Raw genomic sequence first — 26,672 nt, 5'->3', positions numbered from 1 at the left:
TACACAATCTTTGATTGCTTAACCTTCGACCGTCTCGTCGCAAGAAATCCGCGAACTACTGCTAAATAACGATCTCAAACATTTCTTCAGAAAGATACACGCATGAGAGGATTCAAGACTTTCTTGGTTCCCTCAGCCGCTATAACGCAGGAGGCACAGAAGCCGGCGTTACTGGCCGAAAGACCGGCCGCCTGCACGAGGATGACGAGGAGCTAGGCGGAGGGTTAACGAAAATAGTTGATTGCCGCTCTCATCTTTAGTACCGACCTATCACCCGGTTAAAGGATGTCACGTGGCTATACTCCCGATGCAAGATCCGCCTCGAACGGCTGAAACTTTTGTCGCCGAAAATATAGGTCTTTTGATAGAGCGGAACGAAATTCTCTGCGGCGTCAGTCTCAAATTTCCGGCAGGAGAAGTTGTCGCGCTGGTCGGCCACAACGGGTCCGGCAAATCCAGCCTTCTCAAAATGCTGGCTCGCCAGCTTGTGCCGAGCACTGGATCGATCTCTTACGGAAACCAGGATCTGAGGATGTATAGCGAACGCGCCTTTGCGCGTTCGGTCGCATATCTGCCCCAGGAGGTCACCACCGGATCGGAAATGACGGTCCGCGAGCTTGTGGGATGCGGTCGTTATCCGTGGCACGGAGCGCTCGGCCGGTTCACCAAGAACGACGAAGAGAACGTCGAGGAAGCCCTTCGAGCCACGCATATAGAGACATTCGCCGACCGTATCATGGGAACACTATCGGGCGGTGAGCGGCAACGTGCCTGGATTGCGATGCTGATCGCTCAGGATGCTCGCTGCCTGTTGCTCGACGAACCGACTGCGGCACTCGACGTTGCTCATCAGGTCGAGGTGCTCTCACTTGTGCGACGCTTGGCGCATGAAGGTGGAAGGAGTGTCGTTATCGTTCTCCACGACATCAACATGGCCGCTCGCTTCTGCGATCGGATCCATGCATTGAAACGCGGTCGCGTGGTTGCCAGCGGAACGCCGAGCGCGATCCTCGCGCCGAACACGCTGCAAGAGATCTATGGGATCGACATGGATGTGATCTCCGCGCCCAACCTGCCCTATCCGCTCGCCTATGTTTGCTGAGGCCGGCCGATCAATGGGGGTTTCGCGGCGCACCTTTTTGCAGTTCGCGGCGGCCTCGCTCATTCCAGCTCCGCTGTTTGCACAGTCGATGGGCCCAAGGATCGTCAGCCTCGACTACGGCCTTGCGTCCACTCTTTTATCCCTCGGATTGCCTCCGGTCGGGATTTCGGACCTCGCCGATTGGGACAGATGGGTTGTCGAGCCGCCGATGCCAAAATCCGTCGTCGATATCGGCAGTTCGTTCGAGGTCAATTTTGAGATTCTCGTCACGCTGAAGCCCGACATTATCTTAACCACACCCTACCTGGATGAGCTGTTGCCCAAGCTTCAGTCGGTGGCGAAAGTCGTTCGGCTGGAAATCTTTACGCCGGGCATCGGACCTATTCTTACCGCGGCCATCGCGGCGACGCGTAAATTGGCCGTTGAGCTTGGCCGTGAGAATGAAGCAGAGCAGTTCCTGGCGCGAGCCGACGTCTTCTTTGCGCAATGCCGCAGTCGCCTGGTGGGCAAGAACCTTCCGCCAGTCGCCCTGGTGAATTTCATGGATGCCCGCCATGCCCGCATCTACTCGAGTCCGGGACTGTTCCACAATGTGCTCGAGCGCATCGGTGTCCGGAACGCCTGGACCAGAGAGTCGAATTACTGGGGCTTTGAAACGATCGGGATTGAAGATCTCTCCAAGGTCACCGATCCGGATGCGCGTCTGATCGCCTTTGACCCGATTCCTCCGGACGTTCTTCCGAAACTCGCTCAGAGCCCGCTGTGGAACAGGCTTTCGTTTGCGCGCCCAGGCCATCTGTCGATTCTGCCGCCAGCCCTGATGTTCGGGATGGTGAACGAGGCCATGCGTTTCGCAGGCCTTTTGACAGATCTTCTGGAGAAGGAAGCTTGATGGTTTCCCGCCGCGACAATATCGGGCCAGCAATTGTCTTCCTCCTCCTGATGTGCGGTGGAGGCCTGGCATCGTGGTTTCTTGCCGCTCCTGCGCTGTCGGAGATGGCTCGACCGGATTACGATGTCACGCGAATGGTGTTCACCTATTCGACGCTTCCCCGTCTTGCGACGGCGCTGATTGCCGGAGCCGCTCTTGCCTTGTCCGGGGCGCTGTTTCAGCAAGTTTTGCGAAATCCGCTCGCCGATCCTACCACCCTTGGCGTGTCGGCCGGAGCAAACCTGGCGCTGGTGGTAACATCGCTGTTTCTCCCCGACTTGCTTGGCGCCGGCCGCGATCTTGTCGCTCTGATCGGCAGTGCGACCGCTGCTGTGATCGTCGTCAGCCTAGGCGCGCGCCGCGGTTTTTCGCCTTATTCGCTTGTTCTGTCGGGGCTGGTTCTCAGTCTTTGGTGCGGCGGCCTCGCTGCCATCCTGACCTATTTGAACCAGCGCTACCTCTCGAGCCTGTTCATCTGGGGCGCCGGCTCGCTAGCGCAGCAAAGCTGGGTCATTCCCCTGTCGCTTCTTTGGAAGTTGGCTGTCGTTGCCATCGGCTGCGCTTTCGTGATGAGACCGCTTTCGCTGCTCGATCTTGGCGAGAGCAGCTCCACGGCACTCGGCGTCAGATTGGTCCGGCTGCGTTTCGTTGTCGTCGCCCTTGCCGTCGCGCTTGCTGCATTTGTCACGAGCGCCGTTGGGGTGATTGGTTTCATTGGGCTGGTCGCGCCGACGATTGCGCGATTGTCCGGAGCACGGCGTCCCGCGCAGCTCATCCTCTGGTCTCCGCTGATCGGCGCCGGGCTGCTGCTCTTCGCCGACTCCATCCTGCAACTCGTCGCCGGCGGACTTGGCGATTTCTTGCCGACGGGGGCGGTGACAGCCATCTTCGGTTCGCCGTTGCTTCTCGCGCTCCTGCCGCGGCTGAAGATCCGTCATAGACTACAGCAATCGCCGGCGTTCAGACGGCCACGTCGATGGGATGGAAGCGCACCGGTCATCATCGCGGCCGCCGGCCTGCTCGTCCTGTTGATGGTCAGCGCCTTTCTCGGACGCGACGTCAATGGCGGCTGGGCTTTTACATCAGGCGAATTTTCGGTCGATGTTCTTGCGATCAGGATACCTAAGATCCTCGCCGCCCTGACATCGGGCGCCATGCTTGCGGTCGCGGGCTCGATCCTTCAGCGGCTGACCGGAAACGAAATGGCAAGTCCCGAAGTTCTGGGAATCAGTGCCGGTGCAACCTTCGGTGTTGCAATTGCCCTGTTTGCCGTCGCTCCAGGATTTTCCGGGCAATTTGCATTTGCCGTGGCCGGTGCGATCAGCGTTCTTTTTGTCATCTTCGTCAGCTCCCGTCGATCGGCGTTCGCGCCTGAACGAGTCCTGCTGGCGGGCATTGCCTTAAGCGCGATGGTCGATGCCGTCGTCGGGGTGTTGAACTCGACGGGAGATCCGAGAGCAGTTTTGCTGATGCGGTGGATGAGCGGGTCCACCTATCTTATCGAGGGATCGACCGCCGCAACGGAGGTGGCGCTCGCTGTCGTGCTAATCGCCGTCTCGCTCGCCGTCCGCCGCTGGCTCGACATACTTCCGCTTGGGCCTTCTCCTTCGGCGGCGGTCGGCATACCATTGGCGAAATCGCGATTTGCGCTTTTTGGCCTCGCAGGATTGTTGACGGCTGCCGCGACGCTCACGGTTGGCCCATTGTCATTCATCGGCCTCATGGGACCTCACCTTGCGCGGGAGGCGGGATTGGCACGCGCGCTGCCGCAAATGGTTGGTGCCGCGCTGATCGGAGGGGGACTTATGGTCGCGGCTGATTTCGTCGGCCGCACGATCGTATCGCCCTACCAGATCCCGGCCGGCCTTGTCTCCGCACTCATCGGAGCGCCGTTCTTGATGCTGATGATGCGCAAGCGCGGTGTCAGCTGAGGGTTCGCCCATGACGCCGGCAATACGAAAGACGATGCAATCCTGAACGCCCGATGTGGGCTTGCGGAAAGTGTCACCCGTCGGCCAAACCCTGGACGGCGAACGCGATGCTAACCGCGCGATTCACGGCCGCCGCAAGAACGGACATGTGGGTCTCACCGGCATAAAGCTCGAATTCGGAGTGCAATCCGTCGGCAGTGCCGTTTAATCGCTCCGCCATTTCCCGCGCCAGGAGGACGGTCCGCTCCATCTTCCTCTTCTCCAGACGTGCAGTGGCATCCTCGTTCCGGTACTGGAAGGGTGCCAGCTCATCGCCTTCGTATTCTCCGGCGGACAAATGCAGGAAAGGTGCATTCCCCGGCGCGTCTTGCCGTTGCGCCTCGTTCTTGAGGATTTCGCTGTTCTCCCAATAGATGGTTGGGCTGGCCGCAATCCAATTGGCAAACAGACCGGGGCGCTCGAACAGGGCATAGAGAGTAAAGAGGCCGCCGAAGGAATGTCCGAAAAGCGATCGGCGCATCGGATCCAAGATCACCATCTCCGCAATCCGCGGGATAAGCTCGTTCTCGATGAAATCCAGCAGTTTGCCGGTCCCTCCGATGACAACCGGCGGACCGCCCTCAACGAACGGCGGATAGGATTTGACCGGCGGAGGCCCCAGGTCCCAAGACCGGCGGAGCGGATCATAGGGCTCGTCGGAGGGGTAGCCGATCGCGGCGATCACCCCCCAAGCGACATTCGTTCCGGTGGGGTAAGGTGCCTGCGTGACCAAGCTGGCGACCGCGAAGGGGAAAGTGGCGTTACCGTCGGTCATGACGAGAAGCGGCCATCCACCCGCCGGCGGTTTCTCCGCCGGAATGGAAAGGAATATGCGATAGGGCTCGCCGCCCGCAGCAGGAGCCAGATCAAAAAAACACGTTCCGCGCATCGAATAGACGCTGATAGGATTGGTCATGAGAAAGTCTTCTGATGGTTGGGAGGATAGGGGAAGAGAAATTGCTGTGGGTGCTGTTCATTAGTGGGTTTCGAAGCTTCTAAGGTTGGTGCCTAGCCTGGGTCCAGGAAAAGCCGTGGCCGCGGGCGAAGGAAGCTCCGGCGACCATTTTTCCACCCGGCGCTCGCCGGCGCGATTGTCGCGACGGCATCGGCAGCCGAGGGAGCGTCCAACAGGACGATATCTGCCGCGCTGCCGATCGCAATGCCGTAAGCCTTTCTTCCCAGGAGGGTGGCAGCCTGCGTCGTGATCATGGCGAAGACACCGTCGAAGCCATCGGCGGTGCCGATCTGGGCGACGTTGGCGTAGAGATTGGCCATGCGCATCAGGTTGACGTCGCCGAAGGGCGTGAACGGATTCAGGACATTGTTGGTGGAGATGGTCGTGACGACGCCGAGCCCTGCCAACCGGTGAGCGGGCGTCACGCCGCGCGGGACGAGATGGGTCGAACTCCGACCGGTCAGGAAGAGATCGGTGGCCGGCAGGACGGTCAATGCGATGCCGGCCTCGGCGAGACGGCGGCCGATCGGCTCCAGTTCTTGCGGCGGCAAAGCAGAGAGCTTGGTGACATGGCCGACCGAGACGCGCCCTTGGTACCGGCGCGCGACGGTCTCGGCGATGACGACAGGGAGATTCGAGCCTGCGGGGTCGAGGTCGAAATCGAGATGGAAATCGACGGCGACGTCGTGGCGCACGGCCAGGTCGAAGATGCGGCGGATGTGTTCGGCAGGCTCCGGATCGGTGTAGGGGCAGCCCCCCACCAGATCGGCACCCGCCTTCAGCGCCTGTTCGAGCATGCCCTCCGTGCCGGGATCGTTCGTCAGACCTTCCTGCGCGAATGCGCAGATTTCGATGTCGATGAGGCTGGCATAGTCGGCCTTCAATTTTCTGATCGCCTCGAAGGAGCGGAAGCCGGCGCGCGGGTCGATCTCAACGAAGGTGCGCAGGCGGGTCGTGCCGTGGAGGATCGCCTTTTTTACGACTGCGGCAGCGCGGGCATAGACATCTTCCTCGGTGAAGACCGCCTTGGCCCTCGAGGTCTCGCTGACGGCCTCCGCGAGTGTCCCGGTGCAGAGATTGCAGCGGCTGATGATGCCGGCCTTGTCGAGGTGGATATGGGTCTCGATCAGGCCGGCGCAGGCGAATTTCCCTCCGGCATCATGGTGCGGCGCGTCGCAGACGAAGCGAGGTGCGATTGCCGCGACGCGGCCTGCCTCGAATGCGATGTCGGTCGGCTCGGTCAAGCCGGCCATACGGGCATTGCGGATGACGAAATCGATCGCCATGGGGCCTCCTCAGACCGACAGAAGAAAATTGCGGGCGACGCGGTTGTGATCGGCAATCAGCGCCTCGATGTCGACACCCTCCGGCATGCCGTCGGTGACGCGCCATTTGCCTGCGATCATGACGCGATCAGCCGTAGTGGCGCCGCAGAGCACGAGGGCTGCCAGCGGATCGCCGACACCGGAGAAACGCAATTCGTCGAGCTTGTAGAAGGCCAGATCCGCCTCACGGCCCGGCGCGATGATCCCGACGTCGTCGCGGCCGAGCAGCCTTGCCGAGCCAGCGGTTCCCCAACGCAGCGCGTCGAGATGGGTAACGGCTTCGGCGCCATAGGTCAGGCGGTTCAGCATCAGGGCATGGCGCACGCTTTCCATCAGGTTGGAATTGTCGTTGGAAGCCGAGCCGTCGACGCCGAGGCCGACTGGCACTCCTGCGGCTTCCAGCTCGCAGGTGCGGCACATGCCTGATGCAAGCACCATGTTGGAGGTCGGGCAATGGCAGATGCCGACGCCCTGCCGGCCGAGTTCGACGATCTCGGCATCGTCGAAATGAATGCCGTGGGCGAGCCAAGTGCGGGCACTCAGCCAGTTGCAGCGGTCGAGATATTCTACCGGCGTGCAGGCGAATTTGCTGCGGCAGAATTCTGCTTCCGCCCTGGTCTCGACCAGATGGGTGTGAAGACGGCAATCGTAGCGTTCCGCCAGCGCCGCCGTTTCGCGCATCAGTTCCAGCGTGACGTCGAAGGGCGCGCAGGGCGCAAGCGCCACTTGCGTCATTGCCCCTTCGGATCGGTCATGATAGCGCCGGAGCACACGCTCGCTGTCGGCGAGGATCACGTCGTCATCCTGCACGACATTGGCGGGAGAAATCACGCCTTGCTGGTCCTTGATATTGAGACTGCCCCGCGTCAGCGTGATGCGCATGCCGAGGCGAGCTGCCTCCTCGGCTTCGACATCCATCGCGTCTTCGAGACCGGCGGCATAGAGATAGTGGTGGTCGGAGGTGGTGGTGCAGCCGGAGAGGAGGAGCTCGGTCAGCGCGAGACGGACGGCAAGACGGAAGGCTTCGGGCGTCATGTGTCTTGCCCAGATCGGATAGAGCGCGCGGATCCATGGCCAGAGCGACCTGTTGATCGCGGCCGGATGGGCGCGCGTCAGCGTCTGGAACATATGATGATGGGTGTTGACGAGACCGGGAATGACGACATGCCGGCCGGCGTCGAAGCGTGCATCGACGGGGGTCGAAGGCTGCCGGCCGGCCGCAACCAGCTCGACGATGCGACCATTCTCGATGACGATGCCGCCCTCGGCGCCCTCAGCCATGATGGCGAGTGGCGATTGGATCCAAAGTCGGCCCTTCATCTGCGGTGCTCCCAGCGCCATGCGTTAATGGAAAAATCAGACGATGAGCCGGCCGCCGCGGGCGATGATAGCGCCGCCGCGAAAGACGGTACGATCGAGAGGACGGGTAGCGACGGCCTCTGCCAGCGACGCGGCAGGCAGGATGACAAAATCGGCACGCGAACCGGCCTGAAGCGCCTCGACGGGATGGCCGAGGATTTCGGCCGGCGCCTGCGTCGCCAGGCGGAAGGCTTCTGCCAGATCCTCATCCGAACGGAAATCCTGGCGATCGCAGAGGATGCCGACACGCTCCAGCATGTCGCCATTGCCGAACGGCGACCAGGCGTCGCGGATATTGTCGTTGGCGCAGAAGAGTCGGACGCCGGCGGCGGCAAGCCGCTTGACTGGTGGCATCGGCACGGCTCCTGGCGCACTGGTCATGATCGCCACGCCCGATCTGGCGAGTGCGGCGGCAGTGCGGCCGAATTCGGCATCGTCCAACTCGCCGAGGCAGAAAGCGTGGCTGACGACCACCTTGCCTTCGAGGCCGAGTGCTGCCGCGCGATCGGCGATCTGGCGAAGTTCGAAGGCGCCGAGTGCACCGCCATCATGCAGATGGATATCGAGCCCGACACCGTATTTGCCGGCGACGGAAAAGATCGCATCGAGATGGCCGGTCACATCGTTGTCGATGCCGGCGGGATCGAGGCCGCCGACGAGATCGGCGCCGGCGGCGATGGCAGCATCGAGCAGCCCGGCCGTGCCGGGATTGCGCAGCACGCCGGATTGCGGGAAGGCAACGGTCTGGATATCGACGAGATGACCATGGCTCTGCTTCAGCGAGAGCACGGCCTCGAGGCCTTTCAGGCCGACTTCGGTATCGATGTCGACATGGCTGCGAACGGAAAGTGTGCCGTAGGCTGCGAGCTTCTCCAGCAGGGCGCCACCGCGGGCTTCGACCGGCAGCGCCACGGTGCGCCGCAGGGATTTTTCCGCCTCGATGCGCTTGGCGACCGTATCGCCCGGGATATGCGGGATGAAGGGCAGGCCGATCAACGTCTTGTCGAGATGAATATGGCCATCGACGAAGGGAAGGCAGAGCAGGCCGCCGGCAGCATCGAAACGCGGCACTGCGGGGTCGATGCCGGCGGCCGCATTCGGGCCGATCGCGGCGATCCGGTCATTGTTCAGAATAAGCGAGACGATCTCGCCGGCTTCTGTCCTGGCGTTTTCGACTACGAGGCTCGGCGTCATGAATTCTTCCATCATCCGCTATGCAATCAGCCCGACCCGGCGCGCCGCGACGACGCGATAGAGCGGATCCTTCCACACCTCTTCCTCCTGCAGGGCGGAAAAAACCAGGCTGACATCGTGTTCGTCGTCCGAGGATACCGCGGCGCGTTTGATCTCCGCCCAGGCGGGCGCCTGTCGTCTACGCATTTCTTCCAGCGCCTCGGCGGTGGGGAGTGCTGGAAAACCGATCTTCGGCACCAGCGAGGCGATCACCTGCCAGAAGGCGCGGTAGAAAGGCTCGGCATTTTCGAAGTGCGGAGAGACGAGGCGCAGCCAGTGCATGCCGGTGACAGAATGGAGTGCGGAGAAATCCATGGTTCCGGCAAAGAGGGCAAGCGAGGTCGCGGCCATACGGCGCGGTGTATCGGCATTGAAGGCAAGGCGGTCGATAACGGGACGGAAGCCCGAAAGTGCGGCGACGGCGCGGATATTATGCCAGAGCAGATCGGTTTCTGGCTCATAATCGCGGATGCCTTCAATATTGCCGACATCGGCAAGCACCCTCCCCGGATCATGCGTATCGGGCGCGGCACCGGTCGCGGATGGCAGCGGCAGATAGCAGGCCGCCCAATAGCCGAGCGCAGTGCCAACCTCCTGGTCGTCCTTCTTGAGCACACCATAGGCAAGGCGCATCAGCGGATGCGTGGCGCTGCCGGCAAGGCCGTTCACCATGGCGGGCAAATAGGTACGAATGACGGCATCGATGCCGAGCCGGCGGGTTTCGGCGATGAAGAAGGCACGGTAATCCGCCTCGCGCGTACGATCGCCAAGCGCCTCGGCCCAGGCCGCCCTGACAATCGGGGCAACCGGCGGCGGCATCAGCGGAAGTGCATGGCTCTCGCGATACTGCTCGTACCATTGTTCCAACCGCTCCGCCGAGGCGCCGAGGCGATCGAGCGCGATCAGCACCATCGGAACGTGGTTGGCCAACAAATAGGGAAATTCGACGCTATCCTCGCGTGCCCGCAAAAGGACGGCCTCCAATCCCGAAAATTGAACGGCGGCAGCCTGTCTCATGCCAAAACCTCCCTTGATGTCGTGACGTCCTCGTCTATGCCAGGATCGAAATGCGGTTCGTCATAGGCGGCCAATGCCTCAAGATACCGGTTGGAGTTCTCGATGAACAGCGCTTTCACCAAGGCGCTGACGATGCGCGGCACGCCGTATTTGAGACCGGTGACGCCATTGCTGATCGGGCCAAGGCTCGCTAGCGCTCCGGCATTGAACATATGGATGCGCGAGACCCAGCCGGCTTCGGCATATCTGGGCGTGAGTTCGAAACCGGGCCCGAGATAGGGATAGTCGGCAAGCATGGCGTTCTCCTCCCCCTGCGGCGGCTCGAAACGGTCCTTCCAAAACGCTGCGGCGTCGACGAGGCCGGCAAGCTCGGGCCTGAGCGCGAAATTAATCTCGTAACCGGTGCCGAGCAGGAGATGATCGGCATAGTGGTTACCATTTGCGGTCGCCAGCCTGATCCTGCCGCCGTCCATCGAGAGTTGGCGGACGCCACAGCCGAGCTGCATGGTGAAACCGGGGTGGCGGCGAGCCCGGTCATATTGCTCCTGGGTCGGCGGCACCTTGAAATTGAAGTAGAGGTGGGCGAACCGCCAGCGCTCCAGATCCGGCAGGTCGGCGAAATGGCCGAGAAAGCCGGGGAAATTTGTCCAGGCGAGAACCTCGGTGCGCGGCATATCGGTGCTTCGCGCAAACATCGTCACCTCTCGGGCGCCGGTTTCGAGCGCTGCCACCGCCCAGTCGAAGCTCGACGTGCCGCCGCCAAGGATCGCGACATCCCTGCCCTTGAGGAAATCGATCGGTATCGGCTCATTGCTGTGCGTCCAGGTGGATTTCGGCAGCGCCTTGACCATTGTAGGTATGCGCGGGCCGCCGCAGCCGTCGATGCCGGTCGCCATCACCAGCTGGCGGCAGGTGACCGTGCGGCTGGTGCCGTCACCCTTTGACAGCGTGAGAGCAAGTCCGCCTTCCGCCTGATTGATCGAGGAAAGCGTCGTGTCGTTTTCGACGTCGATGCCGACGGTCCTTCGAAACCAGATGAGATAGGCCATCCAGTCCTCGCGGCCGATCTTGTCGAGCGCTTCCCAGGCGTCGGCGCCATTCAGCGCCTCGTACCAGGAACGCAGCGTCAAGCTAGGGATGCCGAGATCCGGGCCTGAGAGATATTTCGGCGAACGCAGGGTCTGCATGCGGGCGCAGGTGATCCAGGGGCCTTCGCGGCCCTCCTCGCTCTGATCGATCACATGAACGGACCTGATACCGCGCCGCTTCAAGGCGAAGGCGATCGACAGGCCGGAGAGGCCAGCGCCGCAGATCATAACGGAATGCAGGTCGTTGCGGTCTTCATCGCCAAGCGTCGGCCAGCCGGCACAGAGCGCCTCAATGCGCGCCATTTCATCATGGGCGCGGCGTTCCAACTCTCTCAGGCGCTCATCCGGTGTGGTCTTCATGAATGTGCAGCTCGCCGCGTTGGACAGGACAGTATAGACGCGCAGGGAATGATCAACTTCCTGCTATTTTTTATGCAACGCGCACAAAATATGGACATTTATGCGCGAATATGTTCTAATTTGTGATTTTTAATGTTTGTGCTTTTTTGTCAAGTGCGCTTGAGTGCGATTTTGTTTGATGTATAGTGCCTCGAGCCAATCAAAAAGGGGAGCAAACATGAAATCGCTCAACAGTCTCACACGGAAATTGGCGATCGCGGGCCTCGTCTCGGTCGCATTTGTGGGCTCCGCCATCGGCGCCGACAAGAAATATGAGGGCATCACGCTCACGCTTGCCTCGCAGAATGACCAGTTCGCCGCTGTTCTGGCTGCCATCGCCCCTAAGTTCACCGAGGAGACGGGCGCCAACGTCAAGGTCGACATTCTCGATTACGGCTCGCTACTGACCAAGACCACGACCGATTTCGTCGGCGGCACCGGCGGCTACGACCTGGTGACGATGGATATCGTCTGGGCCGGCCAATATGCCGAAAATAAATACACCGTCGATCTCACCGAGTGGATGCAGCGCGACGCCGCCGAACTGAAGCTCGACGACATCTATCCGACGCTTCTCAACGCGCTTGGCCACTGGGGAGACAAGCAGGTCGCCTTTCCCTTTGCGGGTTATGCAAACGTGCTTGCCTATCGCAAGGATCTCTTCGACGCCGCCGGCCTGAAGGCGCCGACGACGATGGAGGAAATGGTCGAGGCCGCCTACAAACTGACCGACCCCAGCAAGAAGATCTACGGCTTCGTCGCCAACGGCCAGAAGGGCCCTGCGGTCGCCCAGGATTGGATGCAGTACAATACCGAGATGGGCGGTTCGATCCTCGGCTCCGACGGCAAGCCGGCGCTGAATTCCGAAGCCAATATCAAGAGCCTGATCGTCTATAAGGACCTCTTCATGAAAGCGGCACCTCCCGGCGCCGTCAATTATGACTGGGGCGGACGCGAGGAAAGCTTCCGCCAGGGCATTGCCGCGACCATGCAAACATGGTCGGTCGGCGCGCCCGGCTATTATGATCCGTCGATTTCCAAGATCGTCGACAAGGTGGCGATCACGACGGCGCCCCGCGGCGCCGGTCTGCCGAAGGTCTATGGGATTGGCGGCTGGGGCATGGCGATCAACGCCGGCATCAAGGACACGCAGAAGGAAGCCGCCTGGGCCTTCATCAAGTGGCTGGTCAGTCCGCCGGTGCACAAGGAATTCAACATGATGGGCGCCGGCAGCTTCTTGCGCAAGAGCGAGATGAGCGATCCCGATCTGCTGAAGAAGTTCCCCTTCCTGCCCGTCATCGCCGAAACCTTCGAGCATGGCGATGGCGAATATCGTCCGCGCATCCCGCAATATCCAGAGATTCAAGACCTGCTCGGCACCGCCGTCAACGACGTGCTGGTCGGCAATGCCGATCCTAAGGAGGCGCTCGACGCCGCTCAGGAAGCCGCTGCAAAGCTCTTCTAGGAACAAAACGGTTCTCCCCGGGGCCGCGGCCTATGTCGCGGCCCTGTCATTTCGAGACCATTGATCCGATGCGCCTCGGGCTTCATGATCGAGTGAGCCCCGGGCTCGATCCCCGGGACGCGCATCGAACCAGGAACCCGATGGACATGACGTGACCCTATCCCTCACTTCCGCGCTGAAGCCCTCCCCGGCCTTGAGCGTTTCCTATCTGGAGCGCAGGCGGCTGTTCTTCATCCTGATGACACTGCCGGCCGTCATCTACGTACTCGTCATCGGCGTCTGGCCGCTGGCGCAGGGCATCTGGTTCAGCCTTTACGAATATAATTTGCTGAAGCCTGCACGCACGCATTTCGTCGGCCTCGGCAACTATATCGACCTTCTCTCCGACCCGGTGACGCGCGGGGCCTTCGTCAATACCGTCATCTTCACGGTCGGCGCTGTGACTGTCGAACTGCTGCTCGGCTTTGCCATTGCGCTGGCGCTCTGGCGCGATGACCGCTTTAACCGGATCTGCCTGGCGCTGATCCTGATACCGGTGACGATCACACCGCTGGTGGTCGGACTGATCTTCCGGGCGCTGCTGCTCGCCGATTACGGGCTCATCGGCTATTACCTCGCCGAGTTCGGGCTTTCCGATCCGCGTGGGCTTTTTGCCAATCCGAGTTCGGCTCTGGCGACCCTTATTTTCGTGGACATATGGGAATGGACGCCGCTGGTGGCGCTAATCCTGCTTGCCGGCCTGAAAGCGCTGCCGGGTGATATTCTCGAGGCATCGGAAGTGGATGGGGCAACGGCGCTGCAGCGGCTGAGAATCATCGTCATTCCGCTGATGTTGCCTTCGATCCTGCTGGCGCTGACGCTGCGCACCATCGATGCTTTCCGCATCTTCGACAGCGTTTATGTGACGACGGGCGGCGGGCCGGGCAACGCGACCAACACGCTGATGCTGCATGCGGTGAAGCAGGGTCTGGAATTCTTCAATATCGGCCGCGCCTCGGCGATCTCCAACCTGACACTGATCTGCATCGCCGTAATCGCGGCAGGCTTCATCCTGTTGATCCGCAAGGCGGACAGAAAGGCGAACGGGCGATGAGCACACGCACCTTGAGCCGCATCGGCGAGCGCGCCTTCATCCTTGTCATGCTCGGCTTTTTCCTGCTGCCCTTCCTGTGGCTGGCATCGACCGCCTACAAGCCGTCGCGCGACATCTTCTCGATCCCACCAAAACTGACTTTTACACCGACCCTCGAGCAGTTCGCGACGGTCTTCCGCCTGTTCGACGTCTGGAGCCTCGTATCGTCAAGCCTGCTGATCGCCGGCGGTTCGGTGATCCTGTCGCTGCTTCTCGGCGTGCCGGCAGGCTATGCGCTGGCACGCTCGACCAGCCGCTATGCCATTGCCGTTGCCTATTTCTTCATGGCGATCCGCATGGTGCCGGCGGTGGCGGCGCTGATCCCCTTCTATCTGATGATGCGCGATATCGGGCTGCTTGGCAGTTGGGTCTCCGTCGTGCTCATCAACGCGATGCTGAATTCGGCCTTCGTCACCTGGATGATGTTTTCCTATTTCCGCAGCCTGCCGAAGGAGCTGGAAGAGGCGGCACTAACGGATGGCTGCACGCTGTTCGGCTCCTTCTGGCGCGTGGCGCTGCCGGCGGTGCGCTCAGGGGTCGTCGCCTCCACACTGTTCTGCCTTATGTTTTCCTGGAACGACTTCCTTTATCCGATGTTCCTCACCCGGCTCGATTCCAAGCCGATCTCAGTGGCGCTGCTTTCAGCTTATGGCACGAAGGACATCACCTGGGGCACGCTCGGCGCACTGGCGCATTTTTCGACGATCCCGATCGTGTTGATCGTGCTTTTCCTCAACCGTTATTTCGTGCAGGGCCTGACAAAAGGCATTCACTAAAGAGACGATGCGCTCAAGCGCCGATCGCCGCTTCGGTCGCGGCATCGAAGACGTGGACGCGGGCGGGGTCGGCGGCAAGCGACAGGCGCTCGCCGATCTTGACGCGGCGGGTAGCGTCAATGATGACGCGCAGGCGCGGGGCGGACAGCGTCACATCGTCCTCTTCGGCCGAGAGCGACTTCAACCGGTCGGCAGCTTCGACATCGACGTGGACGAGCAGGTTGGCGCCGAGATCCTCGACGAAGGCAACGGTTCCAGTGAGACCGCCTGCATCGACCGGCTGGAATGCTTCCGGTCGGATGCCGAGCACAACGGCACGCCCGGCGGCGGCGGCGATGCGCGGCCGCTCGGCGAGCACCTCGCCCGAGAAAAGGATGGAGGCCTGGCCGAAGCGGGCCTCTGGGCCGTTCTCCGTCGCGAAGAGATCGGCCGCCAGCAGGTTCATCGCCGGCGAGCCCATGAAGCTCGCGACGAACAGATTGGCCGGCTGATCATAGAGGCTGCGCGGCGTGCCGAGCTGCTGCAGGACGCCGCTTTTCATGACGGCGACGCGATCGCCCATGGTCATGGCTTCGACCTGATCGTGGGTGACATAGACCGTGGTAATGCCCGACATCTTCTGCATGCGGGCGATTTCGGCACGCATCTGGCCGCGCAGGCGAGCATCGAGGTTGGAAAGCGGCTCGTCCATCAGGAAGGCCTGAGGGCTGCGGGCGAGCGCCCGGCCCATGGCGACGCGCTGGCGCTGGCCGCCGGAGAGTTGGGCGGGCTTGCGGGCGAGATAGTCCTCGAGCTCCAGGAGCTTTGCCGTCTCCTGCACCTTGCGGGCGATGTCGGCCTTGTCGAGGCCGCGGACGCGAAGGCCGAAGCCGATATTCTCGGCCACCGTCAGATGCGGGTAAAGCGCGTAGGACTGGAAGACCATGGCAATATCGCGATCGCGCGGGGCAAGGTCGTTGACGATGGCGCCGTTGATCGTCAGGCGGCCATCGGTGATCTCCTCGAGGCCGGCGATCATACGCAACGCCGTCGACTTGCCGCAGCCGGAGGGGCCGACGAGAACCAGGAATTCGCCGTCGCGGATGGTCATGTCGAGGTTGCGGATCGCCGCATAGCCATCGCCATAGCTCTTGCTGATCTGGTCGAAGACGATTTCAGCCATGCTCTTTCCTTGCTGAACGGGAGACCTGTTGCAGGTCCTGGACGGGTCAGGTCGTGTAGACGCCGCCGGTGACGTTGACGCCCTGCCCGGTCATGAAGCGGGCCGAATTCGAGCAGAGGAAAACGACGACATCGGCCACGTCTTCAGGCGTTTCCAGCCGGCCGAGCGGCGTCTGGGCGATATAATCCGCAACGACGCGTTCGGGCGTGACGCCGCGCAGGCTCGCCTCCCAGGCGATCTCGCGCTCCTGCATGCCGGTCTTGACGAAACCGGGGCAGACGGCGTTGACGCGAATGCCTGAAGCAGCGAGCTCGCGGGCGAGCGCCTGCGTCCAGCCGAGCACGGCAAACTTGCTGGCGGAATAATGAGCCAGCAACGGTGCGCCGATCTTTGCGGCAAGCGAGGCGGTGTTGACGATGACGCCGGTACCGGTGCTCGTGAAATGGCGAGCAGCAATCTGGTTGCTCAGGAAGATGCCGCGAATGTTGACGTCGAAATTATAGTCCCACTCCTCGTCGGTCAGTTCCAGCGCATGCTGCATCGTGGAGACACCAGCATTGGCGCAGAGGATCTCGTAACCGCCCGTCCTCTCGACCACCTCGGAAAAGGTCGCCTCGACGGAGGTGCGCTTGCGAACGTCGATCGCATAGGCAGTGGCGCCGTTGCCGATCTCGGCCGCCGTCTGTTCGGCGGCCGCCAGGTTGATGTCGCAGATCGCCACCTGCATCGACTGGCGGGAGAGCGCGGTCGCGATCGCACGCCCTATCCCAGTCGCTCCGCCCGTTACGATCGCACGCTTGCCGGATAGTTCTGGAAAGCTCGGAGACTGCATGTTCGCCCTCATCGACTGGAAACATCACCGATCATATAACAACAAAATCATACACAACAAGAAAAATTTATGTTTGAATTTGTTCGAGTCATTCGATACATAGGGAGCAACAATCAGACAATCGTAGCCACGAGTTGCGACGGCGGGAGGATGAGAACGGTATCATGGACGCGGAACAGCAGATGGTCGCCGCAGCGGAAAAACCGAAGGTTCTGGCGCAGGTGCGGCATGCGCGCATCCTGGAGACGCTGGCCCGCAAAGGCGCGGTCTCCGTCAGCGATGTCGCCTCCCAGCTTGCCGTTTCCGAAATGACCGTCCGCCGCGACCTGATCGAACTCGAAAAGGATGGCAGGCTGGTGCGCACCCATGGCGGCGCGGTGCGCAGCGGCAAGGCCTTCGAGCCGATCGCCAACGAGGCTGTCGAGCGCGAGGAGCCGACTTTCGAATCCCGGCTGACGCGCAATGCCGCCGCCAAGCGGACCATCGCGATGGCGGCGGCAGGCGTTGCCGCCGGAGCACGCACCCTGGCACTCGACGTCGGCACCACGACCTATCTGCTGTCCGGCCTGCTGCTCAACCAGCCGCATACGAAGATCTTCACCAACGGCGTGCGCAACGCCATGCAACTCGGCACCGGCTTTGGCGAGGTCTACCTGCCTGGCGGGCGCATGCGTGGCGAGGAAATGGCGATTAGCAGCCAATCGGCCGTTTCGCAATTCGAGGAACTCTGGTTCGACATCGCCTTCGTCGGCGTGTCCGGGATTACGGCGCAGGGAATTTACGACTATTCCTTCGAGGACACCGACATGAAGCGGGTCTATCTGCGCCGCGCCACGCAGAAGGTGGTGCTTTGCGATTCCACCAAGTTCAAGCGTATGTCGCTGGTGCATATCGCGCCGCTGCAGCAATTCGACATGCTGATCACCGATGCCATGCCGCCGGCCGATCTTGCCGATGCGCTCGCCGCCGCTGGGGTCGATGTGCGCATCGCGCCCGAGGAGCAGCCGCTGCTTTGATTTGCCCGTTCCCGCATCCGTCCCCCGGCGGATGACTGTTCCACTCGATTTCGCTTCAGGGAGTTCCCGCATGGTCTTCGACTTTTTTGGCGTCAAGAAGAAGGCGGTCATCGCGATGGCGCATATCGGAGCCCTGCCCGGCTCGCCCGCCTATGACGCCGCCACCGGTGTGAACAAGCTCGTCGACGACGTGCTTTCCGACATCGAGAAGCTGCAGGCGGGCGGCGTCGACGCCATCATGTTCGGCAATGAGAACGACCGGCCTTACGTCTTCCAGGCGCCGCCGGAAGGGCTGGCGGCGATGACCGCGATCGTCGAGCGGGTGAAACCGCAATTGACCGTGCCGTTCGGCGTCAACTATCTCTGGGATCCCTCGGCAAGCGTTGCGATCGGCGCAGTGACGGGCGCGAGCTTCGTTCGCGAGATCTTCACCGGCGTCTTCGCTTCCGACATGGGCATCTGGCAGCCGGATTGCGCCAAGGCGGCACGGCTGCGACATAGCCTCGGCCGCGACGAGATGAAGATGCTCTTCAACATCAACGCGGAATTTGCCCATTCGCTGGACCAGCGATCGATTGAACTCAGGGCGAAAAGCGCCGTGTTCTCGTCGCTCGCCGATGCCATCCTGGTGTCGGGACCGCTGACCGGACAGGCGGTCGATCAATCGGACCTCAGGCGTGTCTGCGAGACGGTCAGGGATGTCCCTGTCTTTGCCAATACCGGCGTCAACAAGGACAATGTGCGCGACATATTGAGCGTTGCCAGCGGCGTCATCATCGGTACGCATTTCAAGGTGGACGGTAATACCTGGAACCCGGTCGACGGCGACCGGGTAAAGCGCTTCATGGAGATCGTCGAGGCGCTGCGCTGAACGAGAGGAATTGCCATGTCCATCACGCTCGGCCTCGATATCGGCACCACCTCCACCATCGGCATCTTGATCGAGCTGCCGAACCGCGTGCTCGGCCTCACTTCACGACCATCGACGCTTCATTCGCCGCAGCATAGCTGGGCCGAGGAAGACCCGGCGGAATGGTGGGCGAATGTCTGTGAGATCACCAGGGAACTGATTGCAACGACCGGGATCGAGCCCGGGCAAATCTCGGCCGTCGGTGTAACCGGCATGCTGCCGACCGTCGTGTTGCTCGATGACGCCGGCTACGTGCTGAGGCCGAGCATCCAGCAGAGCGACGGGCGTTGTGGTGAGGAGGTCGAGGAACTTAGGGCCGAGTGGAATGAGGCGGATTTTCTCACGAAGGCGGGAAACGGCATCAACCAGCAGCTGGTGACGGCGAAGCTGCGCTGGATCGCCCGGCATGAGCCTACTGTTTTCGAGCGCATTGCCACGGTCATGGGGTCCTATGATTTCATAAACTGGAAGCTGACCGGCGAAAAGGCCATCGAGCAGAACTGGGCGCTGGAAGCTGGCTTCGTCGATATCAATACCGACAGGCTCGACGACGAACTGATCGGGCTTGCCAGAGTGCGCCGGGACGCCATTCCGAGGAAGGCCGCTTCGCATGAGGTGCTTGGCCATCTGACCAACGAGGCGGCCAAGACGACGGGGCTCGCACCCGGAACGCCTGTTATCGGCGGGGCGGCCGACATGATCGCCTCGGCCTTCGGTGCAGGGATCAACAAGGCGGGCGACGTGCTGCTGAAATTCGGGGGTGCCGTCGACATCCTGACGGCAACAGATGTCGTGCGGCCCGATCCGCGCATGTTTCTCGATTATCATCTGGTTCCGGGGCTTTACATGCCGAACGGCTGCATGTCGACCGGCGGCTCGGGGCTCAACTGGTTCATCAGTACCTTCGCCGGACGCGAGCAGATCGCGGCAAAGGCGGAGGGAATATCCGTGCACCACTATCTCGATCGGCTGGCGGCGGCATGCGCGCCCGGCGCGGACGGGCTGACGATCCTGCCTTACTTCCTCGGCGAGAAGACGCCGATCCATGATGCCGGTGCGCGCGGCCTGATTGACGGGCTGACTCTGTCGCATCATATCGGCCATCTCTGGCGGGCGATGCTGGAAGCCTACGCCTATGCGCTGCGCCATCATATCGACGTGCTGAACGACATCGGCCATCCGACGACGCGTTTCATCGTTTCCGACGGGGGTTCGCAGAGCCGTATCTGGATGCAGATCGTTTCCGACGTGCTGCAGCAGCCACTGCAGGGTCTCACCGGCCATCCCGGCTCCTGCCTCGGTGTCGCCTGGGCCGCGGCGATCGGTGCGGGCTTGACCAAGGATTGGTCCGGTGTGACCGCCTTTGTCGGCCAAGGTGACAGAATCGCCCCCGATCCCGACAATGCAGCGGTTTATGATCGGGGTTATCGGACCTATCGCGCGCTTTACAGACCATAGATCCAGCGAGATTTGAGCGTGACGACACCGACAGAACGGGATTCCACGAGACAGGCAGCCGGGCGCGGCGGCATGATAACAAGCCCGCATGCGCTGGCGAGCGAGGCAGGCGCGGCGATCCTGCGAGCCGGCGGCAATGCGCTGGAAGCTGCGATCGCCATCGGCAGCACCATTGCCGTCGTCTACCCGCATTTCTGCGGTCTTGGCGGCGATTCCGTCTGGATCGTTGCTGATCGCAGCGGGCGGAAAACATGTTTTCTTGGCATCGGCCAGGCGGCGCGGAAATTGCCGGATTTCGGCGGCAGCATTCCGTTGCGCGGGCCGCTTTCGGCGCTGACCTCGGCCTGCGCCGTCGATGCGTGGCGGCACGCGCATGACTATTCCGCGCGGCACTGGGGCGGAAAGATCGATTTTTCCGTCTTGCTGGCCAATGCGATCCGCCATGCCGAAGAGGGCTTTCCTGTTACACGCTCGCAGAGCTTCTGGCTTGCCTTCCGGCAGGCGGAGGCAGCCGGCTGGCCGGGTTTTGCCGCACTCTTCATGCGGGATGGCGCGGCGCCGGAAACGGGCAGTCTGTTTCGACAGGAGAATTTGGCGCTGTCGCTTTCGCTGATTGCCCGTGATGGGCCGCGTTCATTCTACGAGGGCGCGCTCGGCACGAGGATTGCGGCGGGCCTGCAGGCGGCGGGTTCTCCGCTGACTGCCGACGATCTCAAGGCAACCCGGACGCGCGAAGTGGCACCCGTCAGTCTCTCGTATCGCGGCTTCGAGCTGCTTGCGCCGCCGCCGCCGACACAGGGTCTGTCGACGCTGGCGATCATGGGCATTCTCGCCCATTTCAATCTTGCCGCCCAAAAGGCCGGCAGCGCCGATCATCTCCATCTCTGCGTCGAAGCCGTCAAACGCGCTTTCCTAGACCGCGGCGACATTGCCGATCCTGATGTCGTGCCGCAGCCGGTGGAGGAATGGCTGAGCGCGCAGCATCTTGCACAGGCGGCAGCCTCCATCGATCCCGCGCGGGCACTCGAATGGCCGGCGCCCTTTCGCAGCGGCGACACCGTGTTCTTTGCCGCAACCGACGCAGAGGGCGGCAGCGTCAGCGTCTTGCAGAGCACGTATTTCGACTGGGGCAGCGGCGTGGTGATCGGCGATACGGGTATTCTCTGGCAGAACCGTGGGGCGGCCTTTTCGTCCGATCCCAAGCATGTCAATGCCATCGCACCCGGCAAACGGCCTTTCTATACTCTGAATCCCGGCCTCGGCCTGCGCAACGGCAAGCCCGCCCTGCTCTACGGCACGCAGGGCGCCGACGGCCAGCCGCAGACGCTGGCAATGCTGCTGACCCGATTGATCGACTTCGACGAGGAACCGGCAGCCGCGCTGGCCGGTCCACGCTTTCTTCTCGGCAAGACCTTTTCCGACAGCCGTGACAGCCTCAAGCTGGAAAGCGATGCCGGCGAAGCGGTGTTTGCCGAACTGGCCGCACGAGGCCACGCACTGTCACCGATCGAGGCGCAGAGCCCGCTTGCAGGGCAGGCAGGTGTGATCGTTATCGACGAGGACGGCATGGCGACCGGCGCGCATGATCCACGTGGCGACGGATTGGCGATCGGGTCTCCTCCGGCGGCATGAGTTATGGGGTTATGCGTCGGCGAGACGCGTTCAAACGCAAGGAAGCGGGAAAAAGCTAATAATTGATCAGACGGACCGCTGATGACAGTTCCCGAGCATCGTGCTCCCAGCAGATCGGCGACGTTCTCCGCACTGGGTATCATTCCGCTATGGATTCGAAAGTCGCCGAGGATTCCAGTGGGAGGCCTTAGCGCTTCAGGGGGAATGGACCGGGGGATATCCGGGTACTTGCGGGCGATCTTCGCGAGAGACGCCGGTGGTCACTGGATATAGACAGTCCGAACTGTCGGCCACCGCCGTTGTGATCTCGGCACTATCGACCTCGCTCATCCCCGAAGCAAGCCCCAACCGCGGGCCTGTGCTACTACAACTGCAAACGTTCCAGGCACGTAAGGGCGGCCGTGAGCCCGGCTCTGCGAACGAGCATGAAGTGGCGCGAACGTTTCAGTGTGCGACGCCTGGTTCCTCGTGTGCCCTCACGATGGCGTCCGCTTCCTTGCCGTATAGCTCCTCGAAGTGATCGAAAGTCTTGGAAAAGTAACCAATGCCCTGCGTCGCCGAGCGCAGCGCCCGCGCCAGATCGTCAAGTGCGCCGCCCGGAATAAGTGCGCGGAAGATGTCCCATCCCTTAGCGGTTTCATCCCGGTCGAAGCCGAGAACCTGACCCTTGAGAACGGAGACGATCTGGACGAGGCTGCCGGAATAGATCGACGGAATGTGAATTTCGCTGCGGAAGACCGGTTGCATTAAAACGGCCGACCCTTCGGAAAGCGCCTGTCGCACTCCCATTTTCGACGCAGTCCTGAAGGCGTGTTCCGAACTGTCGACGGCATGGTACTGACCATCGAACAGCGTTACGCCGACATCGATGACCTGGAAGCCGAGCGGCCCTTTCTCCATCGCTTCGCGCGCGCCTGCTTCGACGGCAGGGATGTAGTTGCGCGGAACGACGCCACCCTTGACGGTTTCGCTAAAGGTGAAGCCCCGGCCGCGCTCGTTGGGGCGAATGCTCAGCTTCACATCCGCGAATTGCCCGGCACCGCCGGTCTGTTTGCGATGCCGGTAGTGAACCTCGGACGGCTTCGCGATTGTCTCGCGGTAGATCGGGCTGGGCATTCGATCGGTTACGTCGATGTGGAAGACGTCGGACAGGGTTCGGCAGAGATCGCGCAGATGTACCGGGCCCTGGGCGCGGATGAGCTGGGCGCCCGTGCCTTCCTCCTGCAAAACGACAAGACCGCGATCCGCCTCGGAAAGTTTTGCCAGCGTTTCGGAGAGCTTGTTTTCATCGCGTTCGCTGCCCGGGACCAGGATCCTTTCAAGCATCGGCGTAGGTGGCTCGGTCCATTCGGGCGAGGCGACCGGCGCGTGTGATGTCAACAGCGACGGGACGGGCAAGTGGTCGGACTTGACTGTCGCGAAGACATCCCCCGGTGCAGGCACGATCGCCGAGCTGGACCGTCCGTTTGCGGGATCCTGCACGGCGCCGAGGCTGGAGCCGCCCAGTAATGCGCCTTGCCGCAGTCCCTCACCAAACGCACGCACCAGCACCGTCTTGCCGATATTCTGACGATGATAGGCATGGAAGCTCACGGCGGTCAGCTTGTTTTCATCGACATTGCCCGCACGAGCCAGGCGCTGTCGAAGAACCCCTACCGGCGGCGCCTCGTGGCGCAGCGCCTTCATCAGCCTCATCATGCCGTTGCCGTGACTTGCGGCACCGATCAGGACCGGAATAATCCTGTTTTCCCTGAGAACCCGCGATGAAATGGCATAGAGGGCGTCGCTGGGCGGCTCGCGATCTTCGACCAGTTCCTCGAGAAGCCAGTCATCGAATTCGGACAGGTGTTCCAGGAGCTCGCTGCGCGCTTCGTGCTCGCGCTCGGCGGCGCTTTCGGGGATTGCGATCAGCGCCGAAGTCTGGCCTTCCCGGTAGCGCCACGCCCGTTCCGAAATCAGATCGCAACTGCCTATGATCCGGTCTCCCTCGCGGATCGGGATCTGGCGAAGCAAAAGCGTGTGGTTGGCGTAGTCTTGAAGCGCGGCGATCACGTCCCTCAGCCGCCCTCTCGGTTCGTCCATTCGGTTGACGAAGAGGATGCACGGCGTCCCCGAGGCTTCGACTATCCGCAGATAGGGCGCGGCGAGCACAGCCTCCTCGGGTGCCGATGAAACGCACAGTATGCAGGCGTCGCTGGCAAGAAGCGCGTGCTGTGCATGCACCAACGCTTCGTTGGGTCCTGGCGCATCCAGCGCACACCACGCCTCGTTTCCAAAGGTGAATTCTGTGAGGTTCAATCCATAAGGTGACCTGGATTTTCTCGGCGCTCCCTCCAGGGAGCCGAGCTTTTCCACGACGGTTGATTTTCCGGTCTGCGAGGGTCCAAGCACGGTAAAGCAGCGCATCGGCATTCCTCCAACTGCCATAAACATAATTTTCAGCCATCATAAGATGCCCTGAACCGCTGCAAGGCGCCAGAGGTGTTCCGTGTCACAGCGCTTGACCTGGACTTGCATTTGAGGCTGATCCATTCAGGGGCTGAGAACGCATTGCGATATCGACGTCAATGCGCGACGAACCACTGCCATTGTTTTGCAGCCGCGGCCGAACGGGCGATCGCCAAGCAGCAGGAGCCGGAGGTCGCACTTCGGCAGATGACGGACGGGCATAACCTCATCGAGGACTATAGCCATACCGGGCTGACATTGCGGCAGCATCCGATCGCCTTCCTGGGCAAGGATTTGTCAGTGCGCAACATCACCACCTGCGCCGAGGCCATGAATTCGAGGGACGGGCGATGGTGAACCGCCCCCAAACGTTGGACCAGCGGAGCAAGAGTTTTCCGGCTTTTCTAAGTGACAGGTCATTAAAAGTTGATCCGAATCGTGCGACTTGAGCGCCTTGATGGGACTCGAACCGCAGACCGGTGAATTAGTTGGTTTTCAAACTGCTGCGGGAAGAGGATCGGTGCCTTCACTAAGGATCGCGAGATACCGTCTATAGCTGAAAACGCGACCACGCTTGCGGCCGGTCACCTCCTCAACTATGCCGAACCGCTCCAGGTCGGTGAGTGCCGCATTGACGGTAGGGGCCGATAGGCCCGTCTTTTGAACAAGCTGATTTGCCGTCAGGAACGGATTTTGCTGAAAAAGATCATGGATGCGAAGCGCTGAACCGGCTCGGTCGCTTTCAGTTGTGATGCGCTCGCGGTCTTCCTTGAACACCTCGACGATCCGAGTGGCGGCGTCAAACGCCTGGTTAGCGGTGTCGGCGACGCCAGTGAGGAAGAAGTCGAGCCAACCTTCCCAACTGCCGTGTTCGCGGACCTCCTGGAGCAGTCGATAGTATTCCGTCCGATGGGTCTTCAGGTAAAGACTTAGATACAGTAGCGGCTTACGCAGAACCCCATTCATGCAAAGGTAGAGCGTGACTAGCAGGCGGCCGATACGACCGTTGCCATCCAGGAATGGATGGATCGTTTCGAACTGAACGTGCAGAAGGCCGGCCTTGATGAGTGCAGGCAGCCGCGACTGATCTTCATGCATGAAACGTTCGAGCGCATCCAAGCAGGTGCCCATCTCCGTGACAGGCGGCGGCACGAAGAGTGCATTGCCAGGTCGCGTCCCCCCGATCCAATTCTGCGAGCGCCGGAATTCGCCGGGGTTGTTAGTACCGCCGCGCCCACTTTGCAGCAATCGTGAATGCATTTCACGGATCAGGCGCAGGGACATTGGCAGAGCTTCCAGTCGCTCCAGACCATACATCATAGCGTCGACGTAGTTCGAAACTTCGCGGATATCATCGATAGGTTGCCCCGCCTGCGCTTCCGTCTCAAAACGCAGAAGATCGGAGAGCGTCGACTGTGTTCCTTCAATCTGTGAAGAAAGAACAGCTTCCTTCCTTACGTACATGTAAAGAAAGAGCTCCTGACGAGGGAGAAGCACGTGATACCATCTAGCCGTCCGAGAGCTCGCTCCGCCAAGCTAAGACGCTCCAGAAGTGAAAGCACATCAATGGCAGGCATGGCGGCAATGGCGGAGGTACGAATGCCCGCACGGTTTCGGCAGCAACTGCTGTTTCGACAAAGCGGCCGAACCGCTGATTTAGTTCGGAACCAGACATGGGCTGATTATGATTTTCAGCGGCTATTTAAGCAAGCGGGCCTTCGCTTAAATAACGAAGCAGCTAAGGTAAGCGCTCTTAAACAAGCGTAGGTACGCCCCAGTCGAGCGCCTTGAAAGAAAACGACCCGCAGACCTGATCCTCGGCTTCCAGTTGGATAACCGTTATTTATGGAACTTTCCGGCAGAGCGGGCCGCACCAACGGCCGTCCTGGCTGACAAGCGCAGGTCAGTTTTAAATTCAGGCAGTCTTTGCCAAAGAATACGACCGGCGAAACATCTCGCCGATATGCTGTGCCGCTGTGCAGGTCTCAAACTGGCGCGGAGTTTCCGGAGTGACGCATGTTGAAATTCGGTGATATGGTGATCAATGCCGACATCATCGAGTTGACCCAGACCCCGTACTCACTTCTTCCTGGCCGGCAGCGTTTCGATTGTTCCGGTAAACAGATCGTCTGCCCGAAATGCGCCGCCGTCTTGGCAGACATGGCCCGCAGCCTCTGGCCCTCATCCTGCCGTGTCCATGGCATCGAACAAGGGTTGGTTGCGGCGCACGCCTGACAAGCCCCGCGGAGGCGCTGGCCTTTCGCTCGATGGGCGCAGATGTGATCAACCATTCGATAGCGCCCGAAGCGACGATTTCGCGCGAGATCGGCGCGTGCTTCGTGCCGTGCGCATTCGTCACAGCCGGATTTAATGACTATATGGATCGGCGCCGCGGCACCTTGCTCCAGGAAGGCGTGCTGCCTAGCTTGTCCATGCTAGCCTCGCGGGTCGCCCTGGAAACG

20 protein-coding genes and 2 pseudogenes are annotated in these 26,672 nt (G+C 61.4%); 12 read left to right on the top strand and 10 right to left on the bottom strand.

Annotated features, from left to right (window positions below; genetic code table 11):
- The first annotated feature begins 307 nt into the window (after nt 1-307).
- The 3 genes from RWJ89_RS22230 to fhuB are packed head-to-tail and all read left to right on the top strand — an operon-like array spanning nt 308 to nt 3,964.
- Nucleotides 308-1,102, top strand: coding sequence for an ABC transporter ATP-binding protein (locus RWJ89_RS22230; protein ID WP_168282581.1), 795 nt, complete (start codon nt 308-310; stop codon nt 1,100-1,102).
- 13 nt (nt 1,103-1,115) lie between these two features.
- Complete coding sequence (locus RWJ89_RS22225; RefSeq protein ID WP_222011515.1) at nt 1,116-1,994, top strand: iron-siderophore ABC transporter substrate-binding protein; 879 nt, start codon at nt 1,116-1,118, stop codon at nt 1,992-1,994.
- A complete protein-coding gene (gene fhuB / locus RWJ89_RS22220) occupies nt 1,994-3,964 on the top strand; it encodes a Fe(3+)-hydroxamate ABC transporter permease FhuB (RefSeq protein ID WP_316031451.1) in 1,971 nt (656 codons plus the stop codon). The genes RWJ89_RS22225 and fhuB overlap by 1 nt, the downstream gene beginning before the upstream one ends.
- A 73-nt stretch (nt 3,965-4,037) precedes the next feature.
- Here the strand turns inward: fhuB and RWJ89_RS22215 are convergent, their stop codons facing one another.
- The 6 genes from RWJ89_RS22215 to RWJ89_RS22190 all read right to left on the bottom strand — a co-directional run bounded on the left by RWJ89_RS22215 (nt 4,038) and on the right by RWJ89_RS22190 (nt 11,340).
- Nucleotides 4,038-4,919 (bottom strand): alpha/beta hydrolase, encoded by an 882-nt coding sequence (locus RWJ89_RS22215; RefSeq protein WP_131665759.1) that lies wholly within the window; start codon nt 4,917-4,919, stop codon nt 4,038-4,040.
- A 92-nt stretch (nt 4,920-5,011) separates the two neighbouring features.
- Nucleotides 5,012-6,244 (bottom strand): amidohydrolase family protein, encoded by a 1,233-nt coding sequence (locus tag RWJ89_RS22210; RefSeq protein WP_316031446.1) that lies wholly within the window; start codon nt 6,242-6,244, stop codon nt 5,012-5,014.
- A 9-nt stretch (nt 6,245-6,253) separates the two neighbouring features.
- Nucleotides 6,254-7,603 carry an 8-oxoguanine deaminase gene (locus RWJ89_RS22205; protein ID WP_222062031.1) on the bottom strand — a complete coding sequence of 450 codons (1,350 nt, stop codon included), beginning with the start codon at nt 7,601-7,603 and terminating at the stop codon, nt 6,254-6,256.
- Nucleotides 7,604-7,639: 36 nt separating this feature from the next.
- On the bottom strand, nt 7,640-8,836 hold the full coding sequence (locus RWJ89_RS22200; protein WP_222062034.1) for an amidohydrolase: 1,197 nt from the start codon (nt 8,834-8,836) through the stop codon (nt 7,640-7,642).
- 18 nt (nt 8,837-8,854) lie between these two features.
- A complete protein-coding gene (locus tag RWJ89_RS22195; RefSeq protein WP_316031445.1) occupies nt 8,855-9,892 on the bottom strand; it encodes a questin oxidase family protein in 1,038 nt (345 codons plus the stop codon).
- Entirely contained in the window at nt 9,889-11,340 is a 1,452-nt protein-coding gene (locus tag RWJ89_RS22190) for an NAD(P)/FAD-dependent oxidoreductase (RefSeq protein WP_316031444.1), read from the bottom strand. Before RWJ89_RS22190 ends, RWJ89_RS22195 begins: the two co-directional genes overlap by 4 nt.
- Before the next feature lie 217 nt (nt 11,341-11,557).
- On the opposite strand from RWJ89_RS22190, the gene RWJ89_RS22185 reads away from it, so the two are divergent.
- From RWJ89_RS22185 to RWJ89_RS22175, 3 genes are all read left to right on the top strand, one after another.
- Complete coding sequence (locus RWJ89_RS22185) at nt 11,558-12,844, top strand: ABC transporter substrate-binding protein (RefSeq protein WP_316031443.1); 1,287 nt, start codon at nt 11,558-11,560, stop codon at nt 12,842-12,844.
- Between the two features lie 151 nt (nt 12,845-12,995).
- Nucleotides 12,996-13,937, top strand: a complete 942-nt coding sequence (locus tag RWJ89_RS22180) for a carbohydrate ABC transporter permease (RefSeq protein WP_026264731.1) — start codon at nt 12,996-12,998, stop codon at nt 13,935-13,937.
- Nucleotides 13,934-14,752: a carbohydrate ABC transporter permease gene (locus tag RWJ89_RS22175; RefSeq protein WP_316031442.1), complete on the top strand. Its 819-nt coding sequence runs from the start codon at nt 13,934-13,936 to the stop codon at nt 14,750-14,752. Before RWJ89_RS22180 ends, RWJ89_RS22175 begins: the two co-directional genes overlap by 4 nt.
- Before the next feature lie 13 nt (nt 14,753-14,765).
- Here the strand turns inward: RWJ89_RS22175 and RWJ89_RS22170 are convergent, their stop codons facing one another.
- Together RWJ89_RS22170 and RWJ89_RS22165 are read right to left on the bottom strand one after the other, a co-directional pair.
- Complete coding sequence (locus RWJ89_RS22170) at nt 14,766-15,914, bottom strand: ABC transporter ATP-binding protein (protein ID WP_131665750.1); 1,149 nt, start codon at nt 15,912-15,914, stop codon at nt 14,766-14,768.
- Between the two features lie 46 nt (nt 15,915-15,960).
- A complete protein-coding gene (locus tag RWJ89_RS22165; protein ID WP_316031441.1) occupies nt 15,961-16,746 on the bottom strand; it encodes an SDR family NAD(P)-dependent oxidoreductase in 786 nt (261 codons plus the stop codon).
- A gap of 164 nt (nt 16,747-16,910) precedes the next feature.
- Between RWJ89_RS22165 and RWJ89_RS22160 the strand changes: the two genes are divergently transcribed.
- The 4 genes from RWJ89_RS22160 to RWJ89_RS22145 all read left to right on the top strand — a co-directional run bounded on the left by RWJ89_RS22160 (nt 16,911) and on the right by RWJ89_RS22145 (nt 21,762).
- Nucleotides 16,911-17,762 (top strand): DeoR/GlpR family DNA-binding transcription regulator, encoded by an 852-nt coding sequence (locus tag RWJ89_RS22160; protein WP_316031440.1) that lies wholly within the window; start codon nt 16,911-16,913, stop codon nt 17,760-17,762.
- Nucleotides 17,763-17,832: 70 nt separating this feature from the next.
- Complete coding sequence (locus tag RWJ89_RS22155; protein WP_316031439.1) at nt 17,833-18,633, top strand: BtpA/SgcQ family protein; 801 nt, start codon at nt 17,833-17,835, stop codon at nt 18,631-18,633.
- 15 nt (nt 18,634-18,648) lie between these two features.
- The gene (locus RWJ89_RS22150; protein ID WP_316031438.1) at nt 18,649-20,130 is read left to right on the top strand and encodes an FGGY-family carbohydrate kinase; all 1,482 of its coding nucleotides are present in this window, start codon (nt 18,649-18,651) and stop codon (nt 20,128-20,130) included.
- A gap of 72 nt (nt 20,131-20,202) precedes the next feature.
- Nucleotides 20,203-21,762, top strand: coding sequence for a gamma-glutamyltransferase family protein (locus tag RWJ89_RS22145; RefSeq protein ID WP_316031450.1), 1,560 nt, complete (start codon nt 20,203-20,205; stop codon nt 21,760-21,762).
- Nucleotides 21,763-22,206: 444 nt separating this feature from the next.
- Here RWJ89_RS22145 and RWJ89_RS22140 read toward each other — a convergent pair whose 3' ends face one another.
- Complete coding sequence (locus tag RWJ89_RS22140; RefSeq protein WP_168282530.1) at nt 22,207-24,168, bottom strand: elongation factor G; 1,962 nt, start codon at nt 24,166-24,168, stop codon at nt 22,207-22,209.
- A 158-nt stretch (nt 24,169-24,326) separates the two neighbouring features.
- Between RWJ89_RS22140 and RWJ89_RS22135 the strand changes: the two are divergent.
- Nucleotides 24,327-24,564, top strand: a pseudogene (locus RWJ89_RS22135) (hypothetical protein); the annotation flags it as partial.
- Nucleotides 24,565-24,705: 141 nt separating this feature from the next.
- Here RWJ89_RS22135 and RWJ89_RS22130 read toward each other — a convergent pair.
- A pseudogene (locus RWJ89_RS22130) lies at nt 24,706-25,885 on the bottom strand (Fic family protein).
- A gap of 341 nt (nt 25,886-26,226) precedes the next feature.
- Between RWJ89_RS22130 and RWJ89_RS22125 the strand changes: the two are divergent.
- On the top strand, nt 26,227-26,445 hold the full coding sequence (locus tag RWJ89_RS22125) for a hypothetical protein (protein WP_316031437.1): 219 nt from the start codon (nt 26,227-26,229) through the stop codon (nt 26,443-26,445).
- Nucleotides 26,446-26,672 lie beyond the last annotated feature (227 nt).

Source organism: Rhizobium sp. 10PS4, assembly GCF_032464805.1.
Lineage (GTDB): Bacteria > Pseudomonadota > Alphaproteobacteria > Rhizobiales > Rhizobiaceae > Rhizobium > Rhizobium laguerreae.
Note: the sequence above shows the minus strand (reverse complement) of the source record. Positions and strands in the feature narration are given on the sequence as shown.